The organism is Nocardia vulneris (assembly GCF_001613425.1).
GTDB lineage: Bacteria > Actinomycetota > Actinomycetes > Mycobacteriales > Mycobacteriaceae > Nocardia > Nocardia vulneris.
In genome coordinates, this window is the sequence record NZ_BDCI01000035.1 from 96,383 (window position 1) to 115,678 (window position 19,296).

Here is a 19,296-nt window from a genome sequence, read left to right on the forward strand (position 1 = left end):
GGCCCCGCGCGAGTGTTAACCCGACCGACCGGTAGAGTTCCCCCGTCCTACCTGGCAGGTGCGGGAAACCGGTGCGAATCCGGTACGGTCGCGCCACTGTGATCGCCACCACGGCGAGAGTCAGACCTCCCCTGCCGCGCAACTCTGGAGAGGCCGCGACTTGCCTGTGGAGCAACGCCGATGATCCGTGCCCGCACGGCGATCGTGCTGCCCGTACTCGGGGCGCTACTCGGCTGCGCCATGCTCGTCGCCACCGGTTTCGGGGCGGAGAACCTGCCGGTTTCCGCGGTGGTCGAGGTGCTGCGACACCGGCTCACCGGGCAGCCGCCCACCGATTTCGGGTTGGACACCATCGTGTGGCAACTGCGCGTGCCGCGCACCGTGCTCGCCGCGATCGTCGGGGCCGGGCTCGCGCTGGCCGGGACCGCGATGCAGACGCTGGTGCGCAATCCGCTCGCCGACCCGTACCTGCTCGGCGTGTCCTCGGGAGCGGGAGTCGGCGCGGCCGCGGTCATCACCTCGGGGCTGTTCGCCGGCGCGGGCGTGTGGGCGCTCTCCGGCGGTGCGCTGGTCGGCGCGTTCATCGCAGCGGCGCTGGTGTTCCTGATCGCCGTGGCGCAGGGCGGGCTCACGCCGCTGCGCCTGGTGCTCACCGGCACCGTCCTCGGCTCCGCCTTCGCCGCGCTGAGCAGCTACCTGATCTTCCGGCGGCCCGATCCGGCCGCCGCCCAATCCGTGCTGTTCTGGTTGCTCGGCAGTCTCGCCGGAGCCGACTGGACGCGAATCGCGCTGCCGCTCAGTGTGGTCGCCCTGGCGGGCGTCGTGCTGCTGGCCACCGGCGGCTGGCTGGACGCGCTGACCGTCGGCGCCGATACCGCCGCGTCACTGGGTGTTCCGGTGAAGGAACTTCGCATCGGATTGTTCGTGTTGCTCGCGGTGCTCGTCGGCGTGCTCGTCGCGGTCTCCGGCGGCATCGGCTTCGTCGGCCTGGTCGTGCCGCACGCCACCCGCCTGCTGGTCGGTCCGCGCCACCGCAGCCTGCTGCCCGCGTGCGCCCTCTGCGGCGCCCTGTTCCTCGTTGTCGCCGACGCTTTCACCCGCATCGTCGTGCGCCCCACCGAGATCCCCGTCGGCGTCCTCACCGGACTGATCGGCGCCCCCGCCTTCCTCATCCTCATGGGCCGCCGCCGCTACCGCTTCGGTGAATCATGAACCGGCGCAACAGCCCCGCCGAAGGGGATTCGCTTCGGCCCGCCGGTGCCGCCGAACTGCCGAACACCGCGCACTCGCCCGCGCCGCGCCACGACGGTGCCGGGCCGGCGCTGGGCGATCTGATCCGCCGCGAACGACAGCGGGATATGAACCGGCGCAACGGATTCACCGGTACGGGTTGGTCTCCGCGCCGCGGCGCCCGCATCACGAGGGTCATGCGAGCGACCACGGCCGACGCGGAGCGCACGAGCCGAGCGGAGCTGTCGGTCCACTGCGACGGTGCGGCCGATCTGCTGCGCTGCGGTGGCCTCGGCGCGAACGGCCGCAGGATATGAACCGGCGTAGCAGAGCGGCCGACTCGGTCCGTCGCGACGATATCGGCGCGCACACAGGCGGCTTCGCGCAACGAGCCGAGCGCGAACAAGGCGGCGTCCTGGTGGCCGAAGGCTTGGCTTGTGCGGCGGGGCGGCGGACGGTGGTGTCCGACGTGAGCTTCACGGTGCGGGCCGGGGAGACGATCGGGATCGTCGGGCCGAACGGGACCGGGAAGACGACCCTGCTGCAAGTGCTCGCGGGAGTACGCAAGCCCGTGCGTGGACGGGTGCTCGTGGACGGCCTGGCGCTGCACGAGTTGTCGGCCCGGCGGCGCGCGCGGACCGTGGCGTCGGTGGCGCAGGACGAGCGGCCGCCCGCCGACCTGCGCGCCGGTGAGGTGGTCGCGCTCGGCCGCACCCCGTATCTGCCGCCGTGGGGCGCCGGATCACCGCGCGAACAGCAGGCGATCGAACAGGCTTTGGCCACCGTCGATCTGGCCGGGTTCGCCGACCGTCCGGTGCATCACCTCTCCGGCGGCGAACGCCAGCGGGTGCTACTGGCGCGGGCACTGGTGCAGGACACCCCGGTGCTGCTGCTGGACGAACCCACCAACCACCTCGACATCACCCACCGGCTGGAGCTCTTGGCGCTGGCTCGCACCCTGCACCGCACCGTCGTCATGGCGCTGCACGACCTCACGCTGGCCGATCGCTACTGCGACCGGATCCTGGTGCTGCACAACGGCACCGCGCATCCGCTCGCGCCACCGGCGACCGCGCTGGCCCCCGACATCGTCGAGGCCGTCTTCGCGGTGCAAGCCCTGCGGGTGCCGCACCCGACGACCGGTCACCCGCACCTGCTCATCACCCCGCGCCTGCCATGAGTGGAGTACGCGGCTCCGATCGGTGGTCGAGCAGTGCGGAGACGGCCTATCCAGCCCGCCTGCAACGCATCAGGTCTGATCGCGCGAGATCAGGCGGTTCGGCAGTGCTTTCGAAATATCGACGAGAGGTAGAGGGATGAGACACGGGTTGCGGGTGCTGATGGCGGTGGCCTTGGCCGCGGCGGTAGCCGGATGTAGTGCCGAGAAATCGGCGGGTGGGGATCTGACCGTGCGGAATTGCGATGTGGACGTGCGCTTTCCGACGCCGGCCCAGCGGTTGTTCGTCAACGACGGCAACCTGATCTCGATGGTGCTGGCGCTGGGCGCGCAAGACCAGACCGTCGCGGTGTCGAGTGTGCAGCGCGATGCCGATACGCTGCGCAGGCACTACGGCCCTGTTGTCGATCAGCTGAAATCCGTTGCGCCGGAGTATCCGTCCCGGGAAACGGTGCTGGCGCAGGGCCCCGACGTGATGGTGGCCGGCTGGAGCTACGGGTACGACGAGGCGAAGAACCTCACCCCGGATTCGTTGCAGAAGGCCGGTATCGCGGCCTACACGCTCACCGAGAGCTGCCGCCAGCGCAACGGCGAGAAGCCGCGCGGCATCGTCGAGCCGTGGACGGCGCTGCGCACCGATCTCACCAACCTCGGTGCGATCACCGGACGCACCGAGCGCGCCGCCGAGGTCACCGCGGACTTGGACCAGCGCCTCGCCGCGTTGCATGCCGCGCCGCAGGCGGAACGCAAACCGACCATCTTCCTGTTCGACAGCGCCACCGACTCGCTCATGTCGAGCGGCAGTTTCGGTGCGCCCCAAGCGATCCTGGACGCCGCGGGCGGACGCAACGCGCTCAGCGACGTGCCCGACACCTGGACGCGGGTGTCCTGGGAACGGCTCGCCGCCGCCGACCCCGACGCCATCATGTTCGTCGACTATCCGCCGCAGACCTTCGCGCAGAAACTGGACGCGTTGCGCAGCAAGCCCGGGATCAATCAGCTCCGCGCCGTCACCGAGGGCCGCTTCCTCAACCTCCCCTACGCCATGTGGACCAGCGGGCCGCTCAACATCGACGCCGCCGAACAGATCCGCAAACAACTCGAACGCTGGAACCTCGTCCCCGCCTCCACCATCGAACCCCGCGCCGACGACGCCCTCCGCTGAGCACCTTGCTCCCGCACCCCTGCCGAGTCATCGCACCCGTTCTGGGTCTTCGCACCCGCTGTGGCACGGCACAGCGGGTGCGTGAGCGCAGAAGGGGTGCGCGAGTTCAGGCGAACGGCGACCAGGCCGGGTCGAACCAGGATGGGGCCGCGCTGGTGAAGCTCACGCGCGGCCAGGAGCCTGCGCCCGCGGGGATCGAGCCGACCAGGCCCACACCGGTGAGCCGCGGCAGGTCGACCCGGTTGCACTGCATGGCGAGGTCGGGTTCGGTGGGCCAGGAGCCGACCACGACGCCCGCGCAGCGCACGCCCGCGGCTTGCAGTGCGCGGGTGGTCAATTCGGTGTGGTTGAGGGTGCCGAGCCCGGCCGCGGACACCACCAGTACCGGGGCGGCGAGCTTTTCGGCCAGGTCGAGCAGGGTGAAATCACCGAGCCGCACCAGCAGCCCACCCGCACCCTCCACCAGCACCAGGTCCGCGTCACCGAGTTCGGCTATGCCCGCGACGGTTTCGGCCAGCGTCAGCTCCGGCAGTCCGGCCCGCCGGGCCGCGGTATCCGGCGCCAGCGGATCGGGGTATCGCGCGAACTCCACAGTCCGCGTGACCCCGGTGAGCCGCTCGACCGCAGCGAGATCGCCGGGTTCGCCCGGCGCCACCCCGGTCTGCCCCGGCTTACACACCGCCACCGACTTTGCTTGTGCCAGCGCCACCGCCGCAACCGCCGCCGTCGCCACCGTCTTACCCACATCCGTAGACGTCCCGGTGATCAACAAAACACCCACACCCACACCTCACTCTCGAATAGACGATCCTGCTCCCCCCACGCCCTCCCCGACTCCCCGCACCCCTTCCGTGTTCGCGCACCCGTTCCCACATGCCAAAGCGAGTGCGGCAACACAGAAGGGGTGCGGAAAATGCACCACACCCGGCACACCTCCGGTACACGAGCGAGCTCGCCCGCAACCCGTTCCGCCCCAAGCTTGCTCGCGCCCCGCATGCTGTCCGCCCCGAGGACTCGCCGCCGCTCGCGCACTCCTTCTGTTCTCCCGCACTCGCTTTCGTGGGGCAGAGGGGGTGCAGGAAGACGGAAGGGGTGCGGGAATTGTGCCTGCCGCACGCCAGGGGCTTTCGGGCACTGCCCGGGTTCAGGTGTGCACCATTTCCGGGGCGCGGGCTTCGGTGAGGACCGGGCCGAGAATTGTTGCGATGGTGGTGATCTCGGCGGGGGTGAGGTTGGCGCGGGCGGTGAGGCGGAGGCGGGAGGTGCCCTCCGGGACCGAGGGCGGGCGGAAGCAGCCGACGTCGAGGCCGCGGGCTCGGCATTGCTGGGCCGCGTCGAAGGCGACTTGTGCCTTGCCGAGTACCACTGACACGACCGCCGATTCGGGGGTGGGCACCCCCGCGATGCGGGCGATGTCCGCGGCGCGGTCGAGCACGCGGGCCGCCAGGTCCGGGTCGCGGCGCAGCACGCGGAGGGCGGCGTGGGCCGCGCCGACGGCGGCGGGGGCGAGCCCGGTGTCGAAGATGAAGGTGCGGGCCGCGTCGACGAGATGGGCGCGGACCCGTTCCGCGGCGAGGACGACACCGCCTTGCGCGGCAAGGGCTTTCGACAGGGTCGCGGTGATCACCAGATCCGGCTGACCGGCCAGCCCCAGTTCGTGCACCAGACCGCGCCCACCGGCGCCGCGCACCCCGAGCCCGTGCGCCTCGTCCACGACCAGCACCGCACCACGCGCCCGGGTGACCCGGTGCAACTCGACCAGCGGCGCGAGGTCACCGTCGGCGCTGAACACCGAGTCGGTGAGCACCAGCGCCCGCTCCTCGGTGCGCTCGGCCAGCAGCCGGTCGACGGCTTCGACATCGCGGTGTTCGGCGACCGCCACTCGTGCCCGCGACAACCGGCACGCGTCCACCAGGGAAGCGTGGCTGCCCGCGTCCGAAACCACGAGGGCCCCACGGCCTGCCAGCGCGGTGACCACACCGAGGTTGGCGGCGTACCCGGAGGCGAACACGAGTCCCGCTTCGGCGCCGACGAATTCGGCCAAGTCGGCTTCCAGTTCCGCGTGCGCGGCGGTGGTACCGGTGACGAGCCGGGAGCCGGTGGCCCCGGCACCCCAGCGCCGCACCGCATCGATCGCCCCCTCGATCACCTCGGGATGGCGCACCAACCCCAGGTAGTCGTTCGAGGCGAGGTCGATCGACGGCGTCTGCGCCGCCCGCGGCCGCAACTCCCGGCGCAACCCCGCGGCCACCCGGGCCGCAGCACGCTCGTCCAACCAGCTCAACGGATCGATAGTCACAGCTCCGCAGCATACTTGAACACCGTTCAAGTAGCACCTTCAGCTTCCCTGCGCCTCGACCGCGGCCCGCATTCCCGCGGTGATCGTCGCGACCTCTTCGGTCGTGCTGACGAACGGCGGCATCGTGTAGATCAGGTTGCGGAAGGGCCGCAGCCAGGCGCCGGCCGCGACCGCGGCGTCGGTCGCGGTGCGCATGTCCACGGGACGGTCGAGTTCGATCACGCCGATCGCACCGAGCACGCGCACGTCCACGACACCGGGCAGTGCGCGTACCGGGGCGAGACCGGTTTCGAGTTCGGCCGCGATCCGCGCCACCTCCCCGCGCCAGTCCCGCGCGCGCAGTAGTTCGATCGAGGCGACCGCGACGGCGCACGCCAGCGGATTACCCATGAAGGTGGGGCCGTGCATCAGTCCGCCGTGCCCGGCACTGATCGTCTCGGCGATCTGCGAGGTGCACAGCGCGGCGGCGAGCGTGAGGTACCCACCGGTCAGCGATTTGCCGACGCACAGCACATCCGGGCGCACGCCGACCTGATCGGCCGCGAAAAGCGTTCCGGTACGGCCGAATCCGGTCGCGATCTCGTCGAAGACGAGCAGCACCCCGTGTTCGTCGCACAGCCTGCGCAGCTCGGTCAGATAGCGCGGATGATGCCAGCGCATACCGCCCGCGCCCTGCACGATCGGTTCCACGATGACCGCGGCGAGTTCGTCGGCGTGCTCGCTGATCATCCGCGCCAACTCCGCCACGTAGCCGGGTTCGTAGTCGCGGGGCGGCAGCGGCGCGAAGAGCTGATCGACCAGCACGTCGGTCCACAGCGCGTGCATGCCGCCCGCCGGGTCGCACACGCTCATCGGGGTGAAGGTGTCCCCGTGGTACCCGCCGCGCCAGGTCAGCAGCCGCCGCTTCGCGGGCATATCTTGACTGCGCCAATATTGCAGGCACATCTTGACCGCGACCTCGACCGACACCGAGCCGGAATCGCAGAGGAACACCTTGTCCAGTCCGGCGGGGGTGATCTCGACGAGCAGTTCGGCCAGGCGCGCGGCCGGTTCGTGGGTGAGCCCGCCGAACATGACGTGACTCATCCGCTGCGACTGGGCGACGAGCGCGGCGTCGAGCACGGGGTGCCGGTAGCCGTGGATGACGGCCCACCACGAACTCATCCCGTCGACCAGTACCCGGCCGTCGGCCAGCGTCAGCCGGGCGCCGGCCGCTTCGGCCACCACCAGCGGTTCGGTGGTGGCCGGAAATCCGCCGTAGGGGTGCCAGACATGTTTGGCGTCGATGGCGGTGATCTCGTCAGGTGTCAGTGCCACAGGAATCCTCGCGGTCGCGACTGCCCGGCCGCACGCACGGGCTTGAACAGCGTTCAAGTTACCACCCGAGCTGCGCCGGAATGGCGACGGCGGCATTTTCCGACGCCACCAGCCCGCGCGGCGTATTCTTTGACTCAGTCAACGATCTACTTTGACGTCACCGAGGAACGGAGCCGTCGTGACCACCGTCGCCGCCACCGATATCGCCGCAGTCCGGGAGTTCAACCGCCGCTACACCCGAGTCATCGGCGTGCTCCGGGAAGGGCTGCTGGACAGCGAATATTCGCTGACCGAGGTGCGAATCCTGTTCGAGCTGGCCAACTCCGGGATCACCGAGGTGGTAACCCTGCGGCAGACACTGGATCTCGACGCCGGATACCTCAGCCGCATCCTGACCCGGTTCGAACGCGAGGGCCTGGTGCTGCGCAACCGCTCCGACAGCGACGGCCGCCGCCAGGAGGTGCGGCTGACCGCCAAGGGCAAGGAGATCTTCGCCGTGCTCGATCAACGCTCCAGCGACGAGATCGGCTATCTGCTCAACGCCAAACCGCCCGCCACCCGCGCCCGGCTGGTCACCGCGATGCGGACCATCCAGCAGATCCTCGATCATCCGGCCAACGCCGCCGCCGCACCCCCGTTCACTCTCCGCCCGCCCGCGCCGGGCGATTTCGGCTGGGTCATCGAGCGGCACGCCCGGCTCTACACCGACGAATACGGTTGGGACGGAACGTATGAGGAGCTGATCGTCCGCATCGTCGCCGACTACCTGCACGCACACGACGAGCAGCGCGAGCGCGCCTGGATCGCCGAATCCGGTGGCGCGCCGGTGGGCAGCATCTTCTGTGTCGCCGAGAACGAGACCACCGCGCGCTTGCGCCTGCTGCTCGTCGAGCCCACCGCCCGCGGCCTCGGCGTCGGTTCGGCACTGGTCGAGGAATGCCTGCGCTTCGCGACCGCGGCCGGCTACCGCGAGATCGTGCTGTGGACCAACGACGTGCTCACCGCGGCCCGGCACATCTATCAGCGCGCGGGTTTCGAACTCGCCGAGGAGAGCCCGCATCACAGCTGGGGCGCCGACTTGATCGGCCAAACCTGGCGCCGATCACTCGGTCCCGCACGCTGAAGCCCCGCACGAATCATTCGGCAGGATAGGCGAATTCGGCGTCCAGCGCATCCCGCGCCGCAGCCAGCGCCCGACGCAACTCCGCCGACCGGCGCGCGCCGAGCCGGTCGGCAAGCGCGTGTTCGATCCGCCGAATCTGCTGTGCCGCAATGCCGAGCGCCGTCTCGCCGGCCGCGGTGAGCACCACGAGCCGGGCGCGCCGATCAACCGGATCGACCCGCCGCTCGACCAGCCCGCAGCGCTCGAGATGAATCACCAACTCCCCCATCGACTGCTGCGTCATCCCGGCCGCCTCGGCCAGGGTCGTGATCCGGGACCCCGCCGGGTCGAGGTGGCGGAACACCACATAGTGCGCGGGCCGGAGCCGGTCGTCGAGGCGCGCACGCAGCTCCCGATTGAGTGCGCGCTCGTAGGCGGTGGTGGCTTGACTCAGCAGTTTCAGCAGGGTGGCGTCCGCAACGGGCACCGCGTCACGTTTGTCGCGGAGGGAACCGACGAACAGGGTCCCTACCTGCGGCTGCGCCACACACTGCCGCAGGCCGGGCGCCAGGCCGGTCCGCATTGGCACCCGGTCCTCACCGAGCAGTGGACCATCCGGCAAGGCCGCAACCGGTACCGCATCGACGGGGTCGAGGTGATCGCCAATCCCGGCGACACGGTGACAGCACCAGCCGGCACCGTGCACGAGTTCTGGAGCGAGACCGCCGACACCGTGTTCGACCACGAGATCCGGCCGCCCCTGCGGCACTGGGAGATGTTCCAGCTCTGGCACAACCTGGACATCGCGGGCAGAACAACCGGCGGCCGGGTGCCGCGTGACCCGCTCGCGCTGGCATTGCTGTGGGATTACCAAGACGGCTACCTGGCCGGTCTCCCCGCGTGGGCGCAACGCGCGGTGCTGGGCGGACTGGCTCGACTGGCGGTTCGATTCGGCTATCGGCGGCGCTGGCTGCCCACCCCCGCCGACGCCCGCTGAGCGCCAGGTCCCAACCACCCGCAGCACCCGAATCACCGCTGCCGCTAGTGTCGTTCCTATGGCTCAGCCCGACGCAGCGTCCGGTGACGCGACACCACTCGGTGTGTGGCCCGGCACCGCCTACCCACTGGGCGCGACCTATGACGGCGCGGGCACCAACTTCTCGGTGTTCTCGGAGGTTGCCGACGCCGTCGAGTTGAGCTTGATCGCCCGCGACGGCACCGAGTCGCGGGTACCGCTCGACGAGGTCGACGGCTATGTGTGGCACGCCTACCTGCCGGCCGTCGGGCCGGGTCAGCGCTACGGATTCCGGGTGCACGGCCCCTACGACCCGGAGAACGGCCTGCGCTGCGATCCGAGCAAACTGCTGCTCGACCCGTACGGCAAGGCGTTCGACGGCGCGTTCGACGACCACCCGTCGCTGTACACGCACGGGCTGGATTCGCTCGGCCACACCATGGCGGGCGTGGTGATCAACCCGTACTTCGACTGGGGCACCGACCGCGCGCCGAACCGGCCGTACCACGAGACGGTGATCTACGAGGCACACGTCAAGGGCATGACCGCGACGCACCCCGACGTCCCGGAAGAGTTGCGCGGCACCTACTCCGGCATCGCGCACCCGGCGATCATCGAGCACCTGAAAGGCTTGGGCGTCACCGCGATCGAGCTGATGCCGGTGCACCAGTTCCTGCAGGACCGGGTGCTGCTGCACCAGGGCCTGCGAAACTACTGGGGCTACAACAGTTTCGGCTACCTGGCCCCGCACAACGAGTACGCCGCGATCAAACGTGCCGACTCGGCGGTGACCGAGTTCAAGGCGATGGTGCGCGCGCTGCACGCCGAGGGCATCGAGGTGATCCTCGACGTGGTCTACAACCACACCGCCGAGGGCAACCACCTCGGCCCGACCATCGGCTTCCGCGGCATCGACAACGCGGCGTACTACCGGCTCGTCGACGACGACCCCGCGCTCTACATGGATTACACCGGCACCGGCAACAGCCTGAACGTGCGCCACCCGCACACCTTGCAGCTGATCATGGACTCGCTGCGCTACTGGATCCTGGATATGCACGTCGACGGCTTCCGCTTCGACCTGGCCGCCACCCTGGCGCGCGAACTGCACGATGTCGACCGGCTGTCCACGTTCTTCGATCTGGTGCAACAGGATCCGGTGGTGAGCCAGGTGAAACTGATCGCCGAACCGTGGGACGTCGGCGAGGGCGGATACCAGGTCGGCAATTTTCCCGGGCTGTGGACCGAATGGAACGGCAAGTACCGCGACACGGTGCGCGACTACTGGCGCGGCGAGCCGGCCACGTTGGGCGAGTTCGCTTCCCGGCTCACCGGCTCCTCCGACCTGTACGAGGCCACCGGGCGCAGGCCCAGCGCGAGCATCAACTTCGTCACCGCGCACGACGGTTTCACGCTGCGAGACCTGGTGTCCTACAACGAGAAACACAACGAGGCGAACGGCGAGGACAACCGCGACGGCGAGAGCTGGAACCGGTCCTGGAACTGCGGTGTCGAAGGCCCCACCGACGACCCGGACATCCTCGCGTTGCGCGCCAGGCAGAGCCGCAATCTGCTGGCCACACTGGTACTCAGCCAGGGCGTGCCGATGCTCGCGCACGGTGACGAGATGGGCCGCACCCAGCACGGCAACAACAACGTGTACTGCCAGGACTCCCCGCTCGCCTGGATGGATTGGTCACTGCTGCAGCAGAATTCGGACCTGCTCGATTTCACCCGCAACGTGATCGCGTTGCGCACCGAGCACCCCATCTTCCGGCGGCGCCGCTTCCTCGACGGCAGGCCGGTGCGTTCGCGCGATCACGCGCGCGACGTCGCCTGGTTCACCCCGGAGGGTTCGGAGATGACCACCGCGGACTGGGACAGCGGTTTCGGCAAATCGCTGACCGTGTTCCTCAACGGCATGGGCATCCACGAACCGGATCCGCGCGGGGAACGCATCACCGACGACTCGTTCCTGCTGTGCTTCAACGCCCACGACGAAGCGATGGATTTCACCTTGCCGAACTCCGACTACGGCATGTCCTGGACGGTCGCGCTGGACTGCGCGACGCCGACCGGTATCGCCGACGCGCACTACCCGGCGGCGGCCACGGTCGCCGTCGAATCCCGCTGTCTGCTCGTGCTGCGGCACGCGGGATGACCCCACCGCCCATGACCCCCTCGGATGCGACAGAGACCCACGTGACCGACCCACTTTCGCTGCGCCGGACCCAGGCCCGCCCGACCACGATCCGCAGCACCTACCGGCTGCAACTACGCCCTGACGCACTGACTTTCGCCGACGCTCGCGCGATCGCGGAATACCTACAGCAGCTGGGCATCTCGCACCTGTACCTGTCGCCGATCCTCACCGCGACGAAGGGTTCGACGCACGGCTACGACGTCACCGACCCGACCACGGTGTCCGCGGCGCTCGGCGGCCCCGCCGGACTGAAGGCGCTCTCGGACGAAGTACGCAGTCGCGGTATGGGTTTGCTCGTCGACCTGGTGCCCAACCACGTCGGGGTGGCCGACCCGCGGCAGAACCCGTGGTGGTGGGATGTGCTGCGCAACGGCCGCGAGTCACCCTTCGCGCACTATTTCGACATCGATTGGAGCGCGGGCAACGGCGCAGGCGGGCGCCTCGCCCTGCCCGTGCTGCAGAGCGAGAACGACCCTGCCGCACTCACTGTCGACCGTTCGGGTGCCGAACCCATGCTGGCACTGCATGATCTGCGTTTCCCGATCGCGCCGGGCACCGACGGCGACAACGCCCTGCGCATCCACGACAAGCAGCACTATCGCCTGGTCAGCTGGAAAGCCGGGGTGTGCACCTACCGCCGGTACTTCACCGTCGGCGGGCTCGCCGCCATCCGGCAGGAGGACCCGGAGGTCTTCGAGATCACCCATCGCGAGCTCGCGGCGTGGTGCGCGCACGACATCATCGACGGCGTGCGGATCGATCACCCGGACGGATTGGCCGATCCCGGTGCGTATCTCATCCGCCTGCGCCAGATCATCGGGCCGAACCGGCTGTTGCTCGTGGAGAAGGTGCTGTCCAATCGGGAGCCGCTGGACGCGACCCTGCCGATCGACGGCACCACCGGTTACGACGCGCTCGCCGACGTGGGCGGGGTGCTGATCGATCCGGAGGGCGAGCCCGCGCTCACCGAATTGTCCTGTCGCTTCGCCGGACACGGCAGCGACCGCGCCTGGATCTCCGAAACCGAGCACCGGATCAAGCGGGCCGTCGCCGAAACCGTGCTCACCGCCGATGTCCGGCGTTTGGTCGCGGCGATCAAACGCGACGCACGCGCCGAGTCGGTGGACACGATGGCGCTGACCAACGCGACCATCGAGGTACTGGCGTTCATGCCGGTCTACCGCACCGATTACGCGCCGCTGGCCGGGATGACCGCCGCCGTGATCACCGAGGTGGAACGGCGCAACAGCGAGCTGACCAACCCGCTCGCGGTGCTGACGGCGGCGCTGGCCATCGGCGGTGAGGCGGTGACCCGCTTCCATCAGGTCGGCGGCGCGATCCTGGCCAAGGCGGTCGAGGACACCATGTTCTATCAGGCGGCCCGGCTGGTGTCGCTACAGGAGATGGGCGGTAACCCGGCCCGCTTCGGGCGCTCGCTGATCGAGTTCCATCTCGCCAATATCGAACGCGCGCAACGCTGGCCCGCCACCATGACCACGTTGTCCACCCACGACACCAAGCGCGGCGAGGACGTGCGCGCGCGGATCGGCGTGCTCTCCCAGGCGGCGAAGGACTGGGCGCGCAGCGTCACCGCGTGGCAGGAGACCGCGCCCGGTCCCGACGGCGCCACCACCTTGTTCCTGCTGCAGAACATGTTCGGCGTGTGGCCGCCGGACGGCAGGCCCGCGGCGGCGATCCCCGGCTTCCGGGAGCGTCTGCACCAGTTCGCGGAGAAGGCGATTCGCGAGGCGGGCACCAAGACCTCCTGGGAGGAACCGGACGCTGCCTTCGAGGACGAGGTGCACACCTGGGTGGACGCGGTGATCGACGGGCCGGTGGGCACCGAACTCGGCGATCTCGTGCATCGGCTCGCACCGCACGCGTGGTCGGACGCGCTGGCGCAGAAGCTGTTGCAGCTGTGCGGCCCGGGCATCCCCGATCTGTATCAGGGCTGCGAACTCTGGGAGGACTCGCTGGTCGACCCGGACAACCGGCGACCGGTCGATTTCGCCCTGCGCGCGGGCATGCTGCAATCGCTCACCGGCACACCGGAACTCGATGTCACCGGCGCGGTCAAGATGTGGATCGTGGCCTACGCGCTGTGGCTGCGGCGGGAACGCCCCGACTGTTTCGTCGGCGGCACCTACGCTCCGCTCTTCGGCACCGGCGGCGAGGCCCAGCGGTTGATCGCCTACACCCGCGGCCGGCCCGCCGAAGCGCCCGAGATCATCGTCGCGGCCACCCGGCACAGCGTCGGCCTCGCCGAAACCGGCTGGGGCGACACCGCTCTCGAACTCCCCGAGGGCACCTGGATCGATCGCCTCACCGGCCACACCTTCCAGGGCCGCATCCGCATCGAGCGCCTCTTCGCCCGCCTCCCAGTCGCCCTGCTCGTCCGTTGACCGGGATCAGTCCAGGTAGCGGTCGATTTCGCGCGCGGTGATCCGCGCGACGGTCGCCGCGTCCGCGCCGCTCAGCAGGTCGAGCTCGGCCTTGGCCAGCTCGCGCCAGACCTGCCGCATCCGCGGGAAAGACGGCATGGGCCGTCCTTGTTTGCACAGCTCCAGGAAGATGCGCTGAGTTTCGGCGACCCCCTCGGCACCGGGCGGCAGCAGCGTGCCGAGCGAATCCATCGCCCGCACCACCGCCGCCCGCGTGAAATAGTCCGAAACGAACTCGGTCGCAACGCTTCTGTTCGTCCCGCCGCCGGCGATCTGGAAGCCGTTGACGGCCACGAAGGGCAGCGCGTCCGCGCCATCGCGGAAACGTGGCACCGCGCTGACGGCCAGATCGATGCCCAGTCGCATCGCCTTGGCCACCGGGCCGAAGGTGGTCAGCAGGAACGCCGTCCGCCCGGAGACGAACAATTCGAACGCCTTCCCGTGCTCGATATCGGGCCGGATCACGCCGTCGAGACCGAGTCCGCGCAGCCGTTCGAACGCGGCCGTCGTCTCCGGCGTGCCGATGCCGTTGACGCGTGGATCCCAGCGGTCGTCCGCGTACCCGAACAGCCAGGCGCCCGCGCTACTGAGCAACGGCCAGATATGAAACGGGTCGCCTGCCGCACCCACCGGGACCGCGAGTATCTCGTCCACGCCGGTACGCCGCCGCCGCAACAGGTCGCCGATTTCGAGCAGTTCGTCCATTGTTTCGGGCGCAGTGCGGACCAACCGCGTATTGCGGACCAGCGCGACAGTATCGAGCGACGCAGGCAGCGAATACGGGCGCCCCGCATAGGTGATCGCCTCGATCGTCGCCGGGGCGAAGACGTCTCGATAGACGTCAGGCAGCGTCACCGGGTCGAGGCAGCGGCGCTCGACCAGCTCACCGAGCCAATCGTGCGGCGCGATCAAGATATCCGGCGGCGGCGCGGCCCGCAGGAACTTGCTCTGCAACTCGGCGCCGATGGTGCCGGTATCGCAGTCGATCTGGACGTTGTAGCGGGCCAGCGAATCCGCCGCGAAACCGTCGAGAATGTCCCCTGCTTCCGGTGGTCCCCAGATTCGCAGCTCGCGCCGCGGCTCCAGCGCGAGCCTGCCGTACCGGTCCCGCTGCCACCGAGTGCCCACCGCATCGGTGAAAGTCAGCGCCACCTGACAGTCCGCCAGGGCATGGCGCGCATAGCGATCCGCCGGATTCGGCAGCACCGTGTCGATCGCATGAAAGACCTCGGTCTCCCCCGGCGGCACCACAGGCAGCCCGAGCGTAGGACAGCTGAGCCGGGCACCGCCGCCGTGTACCTCCAGATGTGCTTGGTAGACCGGCGCATTCGAGGCGTTGCGCACGAAAATGCCCCAACGGTCTGGCGTCCCGGTGGGGTCGCGCCCCCACCAGGCAGAGATCACGGCAGCCTGAGCGCGCCGCGTGAATTCTTCGTGATTCTTGTCCCGGTTGGATTCGATTCCGTGCACCTTGTACGCGACGCGGGCAGCGACTGCGGCACCGACCAGCGCGAGACTTGTCGCGATCGAACTGATCCAGGTCGGAAAGTCGCCCCACTGCATCGATCTGTGCACCTCTGTCCCGCAGGCACGACGATCGCGTACCTGATCGGATGACGCACCAGTTTAGTGAATTGCCGGTCAGCACAGGGTCGATCGGCGGCGAAGCCGCCTGCGACGCGCCGGGAACGCACCTAGACTGGCCGGATGCAGCGGCGGTCCGCGCGAAAACCCGAGGCGACCGAGATCGGGTCATGGCATGCGAATGTCGTCTGCTATCAGGTGTATCTACCGAGCTTTCTGGACACCGACGGCGATGGCCGCGGCGACTTGGCCGGCGTCCGCGCGAAACTGCCCTATTTGTGCGAGCTGGGCGTGTCCGCGATATGGCTCTCGCCGTGCTATCCGTCCCCGATGGCCGACGGCGGCTATGACGTGTCGGACTACCGCGGCATCCGACCGGACTGCGGCGACATGGCGGATATGGCGGCCCTGATCGAGGACGCGCACGCTCTCGGGATCAAAGTTCTGCTCGATATCGTGCCCAACCACACCTCCGACCGTCATCCTTGGTTCCGTGCGACCCTGGCGGCAATCCAGGCGGGGGCACCGGAGCCGGGGCGATACATCGTCAGGGCCGGTCGCGCCGACGGCCAAGCGCCGCCGAACAATTGGCGGTCACTGTTCGGCGGTTCGGCGTGGACCCAGATCCGCGACGACTCGGGCACCGGCACCGGACAGTGGTATCTGCACATGTTCGCGCCGGAACAGCCGGACCTGAATTGGACCGACCCGGCGGTGCGCGCGGAATTCGAAGACGTCCTGGTCTTCTGGTTCGACCGAGGTATCGACGGATTCCGGATCGATGTCGCCCATGGGCTTTTCAAGGATCCGATGCTGCCGGACGTGGACCCGGAATCCGCGGCGGCCGGGATGCTCGAGGCCACCGAGGACTCCCCCTACTGGGGGCGGCCCGAGGTCTTCGACCTGTGGGCGAGCTGGCGGCGGGTGGCCGATCGCTATCCCGATCGGCTGCTGATCGGCGAAGCGTGGGCCCCGAACGTCACCGCATTGTCCGCCTACATACACGACCGGCGCCTACACCAGGTATTCAACTTCGACGGATTCCTGCACCGCTTCACGGCCGAGCAGTGGCCGGATACGGCGGGATTGCGCCGCGCCGTCGACGACTGGCTGGCCGCGACCGCCAAGGAAAACGCTACCGCCACTTGGGTGCTGGAGAACCACGACGTACCCCGCCTCGTCACCCGGCTCGGTGGTGGGTCACTCGGTAAGCGCCGGGCCGAGACCGCCGCGCTGCTGCTACTCGCCTTACCCGGTGCCGTCTATCTGTACCAGGGGCAGGAACTCGGGCTACCCGAGGTCGAGCTGCCCGACGAGGTCCGCGCGGACCCGATCTTCCTGCGCGCCCGCGCCCGCGGGCAACGCAAGGAAGGCCGCGACGGCTGCCGGGTGCCGATCGGCTGGGCCGGGTCGGCCCCGCCCTATGGGTTCGGCCCCGAGGGCAGCACCCCGTGGCTGCCACAGCCCGCGTACTGGGCCGATTACACCGTGGAAAGGCAAGCACAGCAGCCGAACTCGACTCTGCGGTGTTACCTTGCGGCGCTGCGGCACCGCAAAAATTTACGCGGAGAACTGCATTGGGTACCCGACCGCGACGGCCTCCTGATGTTCGCGCGCGATAACGGCTTTCGCTGCGTGCTGAACGTCAGCGCACACTCCGTGGTCAGCGCCATCGCACCCACGGACTACACCGTGCTGGTCGCCAGCGGGCCGGTCGGTACGACCGGCCCGACTTTCGAACTACCGCCCGATACCGCGGTCTGGTTGCGGCGCAACCATATTGCGGGCTAGACGGGAGCCAGAGCCGGGTCCGGCTCGGCGGTTTCGTCGAGCAGGTGCACCGAGACCGGGGTGACCTTTTCCAGCAGTTCTTCGGGGAACATGCCGCCGAAGCGGGCGCGCCAGCGGCGCAGGTTGGGCGGCAGGTAGTCGTCGGCCTCGTTGACCAGTGAGGCCAGCCGGATGCCCTGCTCGTGGCCGTTGGCGAGGCGACGCCAGGAATCCAGGTAGAAGCGCGGGCTGCGCGGATGCCGGAGCGTGCGCAGCACATTCAGCACGCGGTAGCCGACGCCGAGCGAGGGATGCAACTTCATGTGGTTTCCACCCGAGGCCAGGCATCCTCTGGACAGCGCCGCCAGCCGATCGTGATCGAAAGCGAGCCCAACGGATTCGGCCTCGCGCACCATCCAGCGCAGCGTGATATCGGACAGCCCGCATTCCTTGTGGCCGCCCCCGACATCACTGTGCGCGCCCTCGAACCACACCTGCTTCACCCGCTGGAAACCCCTGCGGTACTTGATATTCGGCTCGACCGGCACCTCCCAGAGGCACGGCTCGAAGTTGCGCCGGCGCTCATCGATGGCCAGCGCCTGCCGCGCGCAGTGCACGCTCGGCGCGAGTTTGACGTTGTGGAACCGATACCGCAGCGAGGTGAGCCCGGGCACCCCGAGCGCGCCGACGGTGTCGAAGACGCCGAGGAAGTTCACCTTGGGCTGTTCGACATGGCAATTGTCCTTGCGGAATTTCGTCCACGCCGCCGGAATGCTGCCGTCCTTGGGCGGCACCTGCTGGTGGATCTCGAGCGCCTTCGGATATTTGCCGCTGATCATCGCCTCGGGCGTGAGGATGCCGATCCGATCGATCAATCCGGACAGACTGCGCGCGGTGAACGCGCCGCGGCTGAAACCGAAGATGTAGATCTCATCGCCCGGCTCCCAGTTCAGGGCCAGGTGCCAGTACGCGGACGACAGGTTCGCCTCGAGACCGAGACCGAACGCGCCCCCCATCAGCCGGTCGGCGAGGAAGCCCCGGGCACCGGGCCCGGACACATAGGTGACCCACTGCTGGATCTTCTCCCCCGTCGGGCCGGGCGCGTCGAACCGGATCGTCTGCGCGATCTTGATGATGTTCGATACCGTGCTGCTCGATTCGGCTTTCCAGGTGCCGTCACAACATACGACCAGGCGTTTCATGGACTCATCCTCCCGCTGGGATCCATTGGAAACCTGCGTACTCGACTACTCGAATCATCGAGTGACACTGCGGGGATGTTAATGAAAGACGCGTGTTTCCAACGCCGTCCGGCGGAACTGCCCGGTCAGAGCCAGGTGGGATCGCCGAAGACGGCCCCGGAATCATCGACCTCGGGCGACTTGGAATCCACGTAGGCGTACTGGCGCAGAGTGACCGGCCCGGTGCAGGAGTTCACCTTGATGTGGAAGTCCCGGACGCTGAGCTGGATCAGCTTGCCGGGGATCATCTCCTTTTCCGCGATCGCGATCTCGCCGACCTCTCCCGGGCTGATGTTCAGCGTGGCGACGGGGTTCGGGTTGAACGCGGGGTTCTGGGCGATGATCACGTCCGGCGTCGCGCCGAGCGTGCCCGCGCCGATGGTCACCGCGCAGCCCACGTGGTAGCCCATCCGGAGTTTGCCGGCGGTCGCGCCGTCGAGCTTGCCGTAGGCGATGGTGCTCACCAGCGCCTCACGGGTGGTGCCCATGAAGTTCAGCGGCGGAATCCGGTGGATCTTCTCTTCCCTGCTGCCCACGGTGAACTTCATCGCCGAATCACCGGGCGCGACGTAGGTCTTCTCGTGCGGCGGCATGCTCAACACTTCGGCGCCCGCCGATGGCGCGAAGGTCGCCACGGACGCACAGGCCATGACCGTTCCGGCCACGGCCCGGACAGCACTTTTCACGTTCGACGCCATAGTCCCGCACTGTAGTAGCCGTTCGCTATTTCCCATGCGTATGACACGACCGAA

The 19,296-nt window shown here is 68.8% G+C and carries 16 protein-coding genes; 9 read left to right on the forward strand and 7 right to left on the reverse strand.

Annotation, left to right across the window (positions count from 1 at the left end; all coding sequences use genetic code 11):
• Positions 1 to 180: 180 nt before the first annotated feature.
• From NVU01S_RS30290 to NVU01S_RS30305, 4 genes are all read left to right on the forward strand, one after another.
• Positions 181 to 1,212 carry a FecCD family ABC transporter permease gene (locus tag NVU01S_RS30290; RefSeq protein ID WP_082031961.1) on the forward strand — a complete coding sequence of 344 codons (1,032 nt, stop codon included), beginning with the start codon at positions 181 to 183 and terminating at the stop codon, positions 1,210 to 1,212.
• Entirely contained in the window at positions 1,209 to 1,547 is a 339-nt protein-coding gene (locus NVU01S_RS30295; protein ID WP_043667855.1) for a hypothetical protein, read from the forward strand. The genes NVU01S_RS30290 and NVU01S_RS30295 overlap by 4 nt, the downstream gene beginning before the upstream one ends.
• Positions 1,544 to 2,410, forward strand: a complete 867-nt coding sequence (locus NVU01S_RS30300) for an ABC transporter ATP-binding protein (RefSeq protein WP_209444782.1) — start codon at positions 1,544 to 1,546, stop codon at positions 2,408 to 2,410. Before NVU01S_RS30295 ends, NVU01S_RS30300 begins: the two co-directional genes overlap by 4 nt.
• A gap of 136 nt (positions 2,411 to 2,546) precedes the next feature.
• On the forward strand, positions 2,547 to 3,572 hold the full coding sequence (locus tag NVU01S_RS30305; protein WP_052280414.1) for an ABC transporter substrate-binding protein: 1,026 nt from the start codon (positions 2,547 to 2,549) through the stop codon (positions 3,570 to 3,572).
• 106 nt (positions 3,573 to 3,678) lie between these two features.
• Here NVU01S_RS30305 and bioD read toward each other — a convergent pair whose 3' ends face one another.
• The 3 genes from bioD to NVU01S_RS30320 all read right to left on the reverse strand — a co-directional run bounded on the left by bioD (position 3,679) and on the right by NVU01S_RS30320 (position 7,188).
• The gene (gene bioD, locus NVU01S_RS30310) at positions 3,679 to 4,353 is read right to left on the reverse strand and encodes a dethiobiotin synthase (RefSeq protein ID WP_043667858.1); all 675 of its coding nucleotides are present in this window, start codon (positions 4,351 to 4,353) and stop codon (positions 3,679 to 3,681) included.
• Between the two features lie 363 nt (positions 4,354 to 4,716).
• A complete protein-coding gene (locus tag NVU01S_RS30315) occupies positions 4,717 to 5,871 on the reverse strand; it encodes an 8-amino-7-oxononanoate synthase (protein ID WP_043667861.1) in 1,155 nt (384 codons plus the stop codon).
• Positions 5,872 to 5,910: 39 nt separating this feature from the next.
• Complete coding sequence (locus tag NVU01S_RS30320; RefSeq protein ID WP_043667864.1) at positions 5,911 to 7,188, reverse strand: adenosylmethionine--8-amino-7-oxononanoate transaminase; 1,278 nt, start codon at positions 7,186 to 7,188, stop codon at positions 5,911 to 5,913.
• A 178-nt stretch (positions 7,189 to 7,366) separates the two neighbouring features.
• On the opposite strand from NVU01S_RS30320, the gene NVU01S_RS30325 reads away from it, so the two are divergent.
• Positions 7,367 to 8,311 (forward strand): bifunctional helix-turn-helix transcriptional regulator/GNAT family N-acetyltransferase, encoded by a 945-nt coding sequence (locus tag NVU01S_RS30325; protein WP_043667867.1) that lies wholly within the window; start codon positions 7,367 to 7,369, stop codon positions 8,309 to 8,311.
• A 13-nt stretch (positions 8,312 to 8,324) separates the two neighbouring features.
• On the opposite strand, the gene NVU01S_RS30330 is transcribed toward NVU01S_RS30325, so the two are convergent.
• Positions 8,325 to 8,777, reverse strand: coding sequence for a MarR family winged helix-turn-helix transcriptional regulator (locus NVU01S_RS30330; RefSeq protein WP_043667870.1), 453 nt, complete (start codon positions 8,775 to 8,777; stop codon positions 8,325 to 8,327).
• Between NVU01S_RS30330 and NVU01S_RS30335 the strand changes: the two genes are divergently transcribed.
• The 3 genes from NVU01S_RS30335 to treY are packed head-to-tail and all read left to right on the forward strand — an operon-like array spanning position 8,736 to position 13,910.
• Positions 8,736 to 9,287, forward strand: coding sequence for a cupin domain-containing protein (locus NVU01S_RS30335; protein WP_043667873.1), 552 nt, complete (start codon positions 8,736 to 8,738; stop codon positions 9,285 to 9,287). The genes NVU01S_RS30330 and NVU01S_RS30335 overlap by 42 nt on opposite strands.
• A 58-nt stretch (positions 9,288 to 9,345) precedes the next feature.
• Positions 9,346 to 11,466 carry a glycogen debranching protein GlgX gene (gene glgX / locus NVU01S_RS30340; RefSeq protein WP_043667877.1) on the forward strand — a complete coding sequence of 707 codons (2,121 nt, stop codon included), beginning with the start codon at positions 9,346 to 9,348 and terminating at the stop codon, positions 11,464 to 11,466.
• 11 nt (positions 11,467 to 11,477) lie between these two features.
• Entirely contained in the window at positions 11,478 to 13,910 is a 2,433-nt protein-coding gene (gene treY / locus NVU01S_RS30345) for a malto-oligosyltrehalose synthase (protein ID WP_244467188.1), read from the forward strand.
• Positions 13,911 to 13,916: 6 nt separating this feature from the next.
• Here the strand turns inward: treY and NVU01S_RS30350 are convergent, their stop codons facing one another.
• Positions 13,917 to 15,512, reverse strand: a complete 1,596-nt coding sequence (locus NVU01S_RS30350; RefSeq protein ID WP_043667879.1) for a sugar ABC transporter substrate-binding protein — start codon at positions 15,510 to 15,512, stop codon at positions 13,917 to 13,919.
• A gap of 144 nt (positions 15,513 to 15,656) precedes the next feature.
• Here NVU01S_RS30350 and NVU01S_RS30355 point away from each other — a divergent pair, with 144 nt between their 5' ends.
• Positions 15,657 to 17,324, forward strand: a complete 1,668-nt coding sequence (locus tag NVU01S_RS30355; RefSeq protein WP_082031962.1) for an alpha-amylase family glycosyl hydrolase — start codon at positions 15,657 to 15,659, stop codon at positions 17,322 to 17,324.
• Here NVU01S_RS30355 and NVU01S_RS30360 read toward each other — a convergent pair.
• Both NVU01S_RS30360 and NVU01S_RS30365 read right to left on the reverse strand, forming a co-directional pair.
• Positions 17,321 to 18,505: a T6SS phospholipase effector Tle1-like catalytic domain-containing protein gene (locus NVU01S_RS30360; protein WP_043667881.1), complete on the reverse strand. Its 1,185-nt coding sequence runs from the start codon at positions 18,503 to 18,505 to the stop codon at positions 17,321 to 17,323. The two genes, NVU01S_RS30355 and NVU01S_RS30360, sit on opposite strands and share 4 nt — an antisense overlap.
• 125 nt (positions 18,506 to 18,630) lie before the next feature.
• Entirely contained in the window at positions 18,631 to 19,242 is a 612-nt protein-coding gene (locus tag NVU01S_RS30365; protein WP_226887434.1) for an MspA family porin, read from the reverse strand.
• Positions 19,243 to 19,296: the final 54 nt, after the last annotated feature.

What these genes read in the sequence shown, in the direction of transcription:
- NVU01S_RS30290 (WP_082031961.1), top strand. Translation starts at nt 181, where the DNA reads ATGATCCGTGCCCGCACGGCGATCGTGCTGCCCGTACTCGGGGCGCTA.
- NVU01S_RS30295 (WP_043667855.1), top strand. Translation starts at nt 1,209, where the DNA reads ATGAACCGGCGCAACAGCCCCGCCGAAGGGGATTCGCTTCGGCCCGCC.
- NVU01S_RS30300 (WP_209444782.1), top strand. Translation starts at nt 1,544, where the DNA reads ATGAACCGGCGTAGCAGAGCGGCCGACTCGGTCCGTCGCGACGATATC.
- NVU01S_RS30305 (WP_052280414.1), top strand. Translation starts at nt 2,547, where the DNA reads ATGAGACACGGGTTGCGGGTGCTGATGGCGGTGGCCTTGGCCGCGGCG.
- glgX (WP_043667877.1), top strand. Translation starts at nt 9,346, where the DNA reads ATGGCTCAGCCCGACGCAGCGTCCGGTGACGCGACACCACTCGGTGTG.
- treY (WP_244467188.1), top strand. Translation starts at nt 11,478, where the DNA reads ATGACCCCCTCGGATGCGACAGAGACCCACGTGACCGACCCACTTTCG.
- NVU01S_RS30350 (WP_043667879.1), bottom strand. Translation starts at nt 15,512, where the DNA reads ATGCAGTGGGGCGACTTTCCGACCTGGATCAGTTCGATCGCGACAAGT.
- NVU01S_RS30355 (WP_082031962.1), top strand. Translation starts at nt 15,657, where the DNA reads ATGCAGCGGCGGTCCGCGCGAAAACCCGAGGCGACCGAGATCGGGTCA.
- NVU01S_RS30360 (WP_043667881.1), bottom strand. Translation starts at nt 18,505, where the DNA reads ATGAAACGCCTGGTCGTATGTTGTGACGGCACCTGGAAAGCCGAATCG.
- NVU01S_RS30365 (WP_226887434.1), bottom strand. Translation starts at nt 19,242, where the DNA reads ATGGCGTCGAACGTGAAAAGTGCTGTCCGGGCCGTGGCCGGAACGGTC.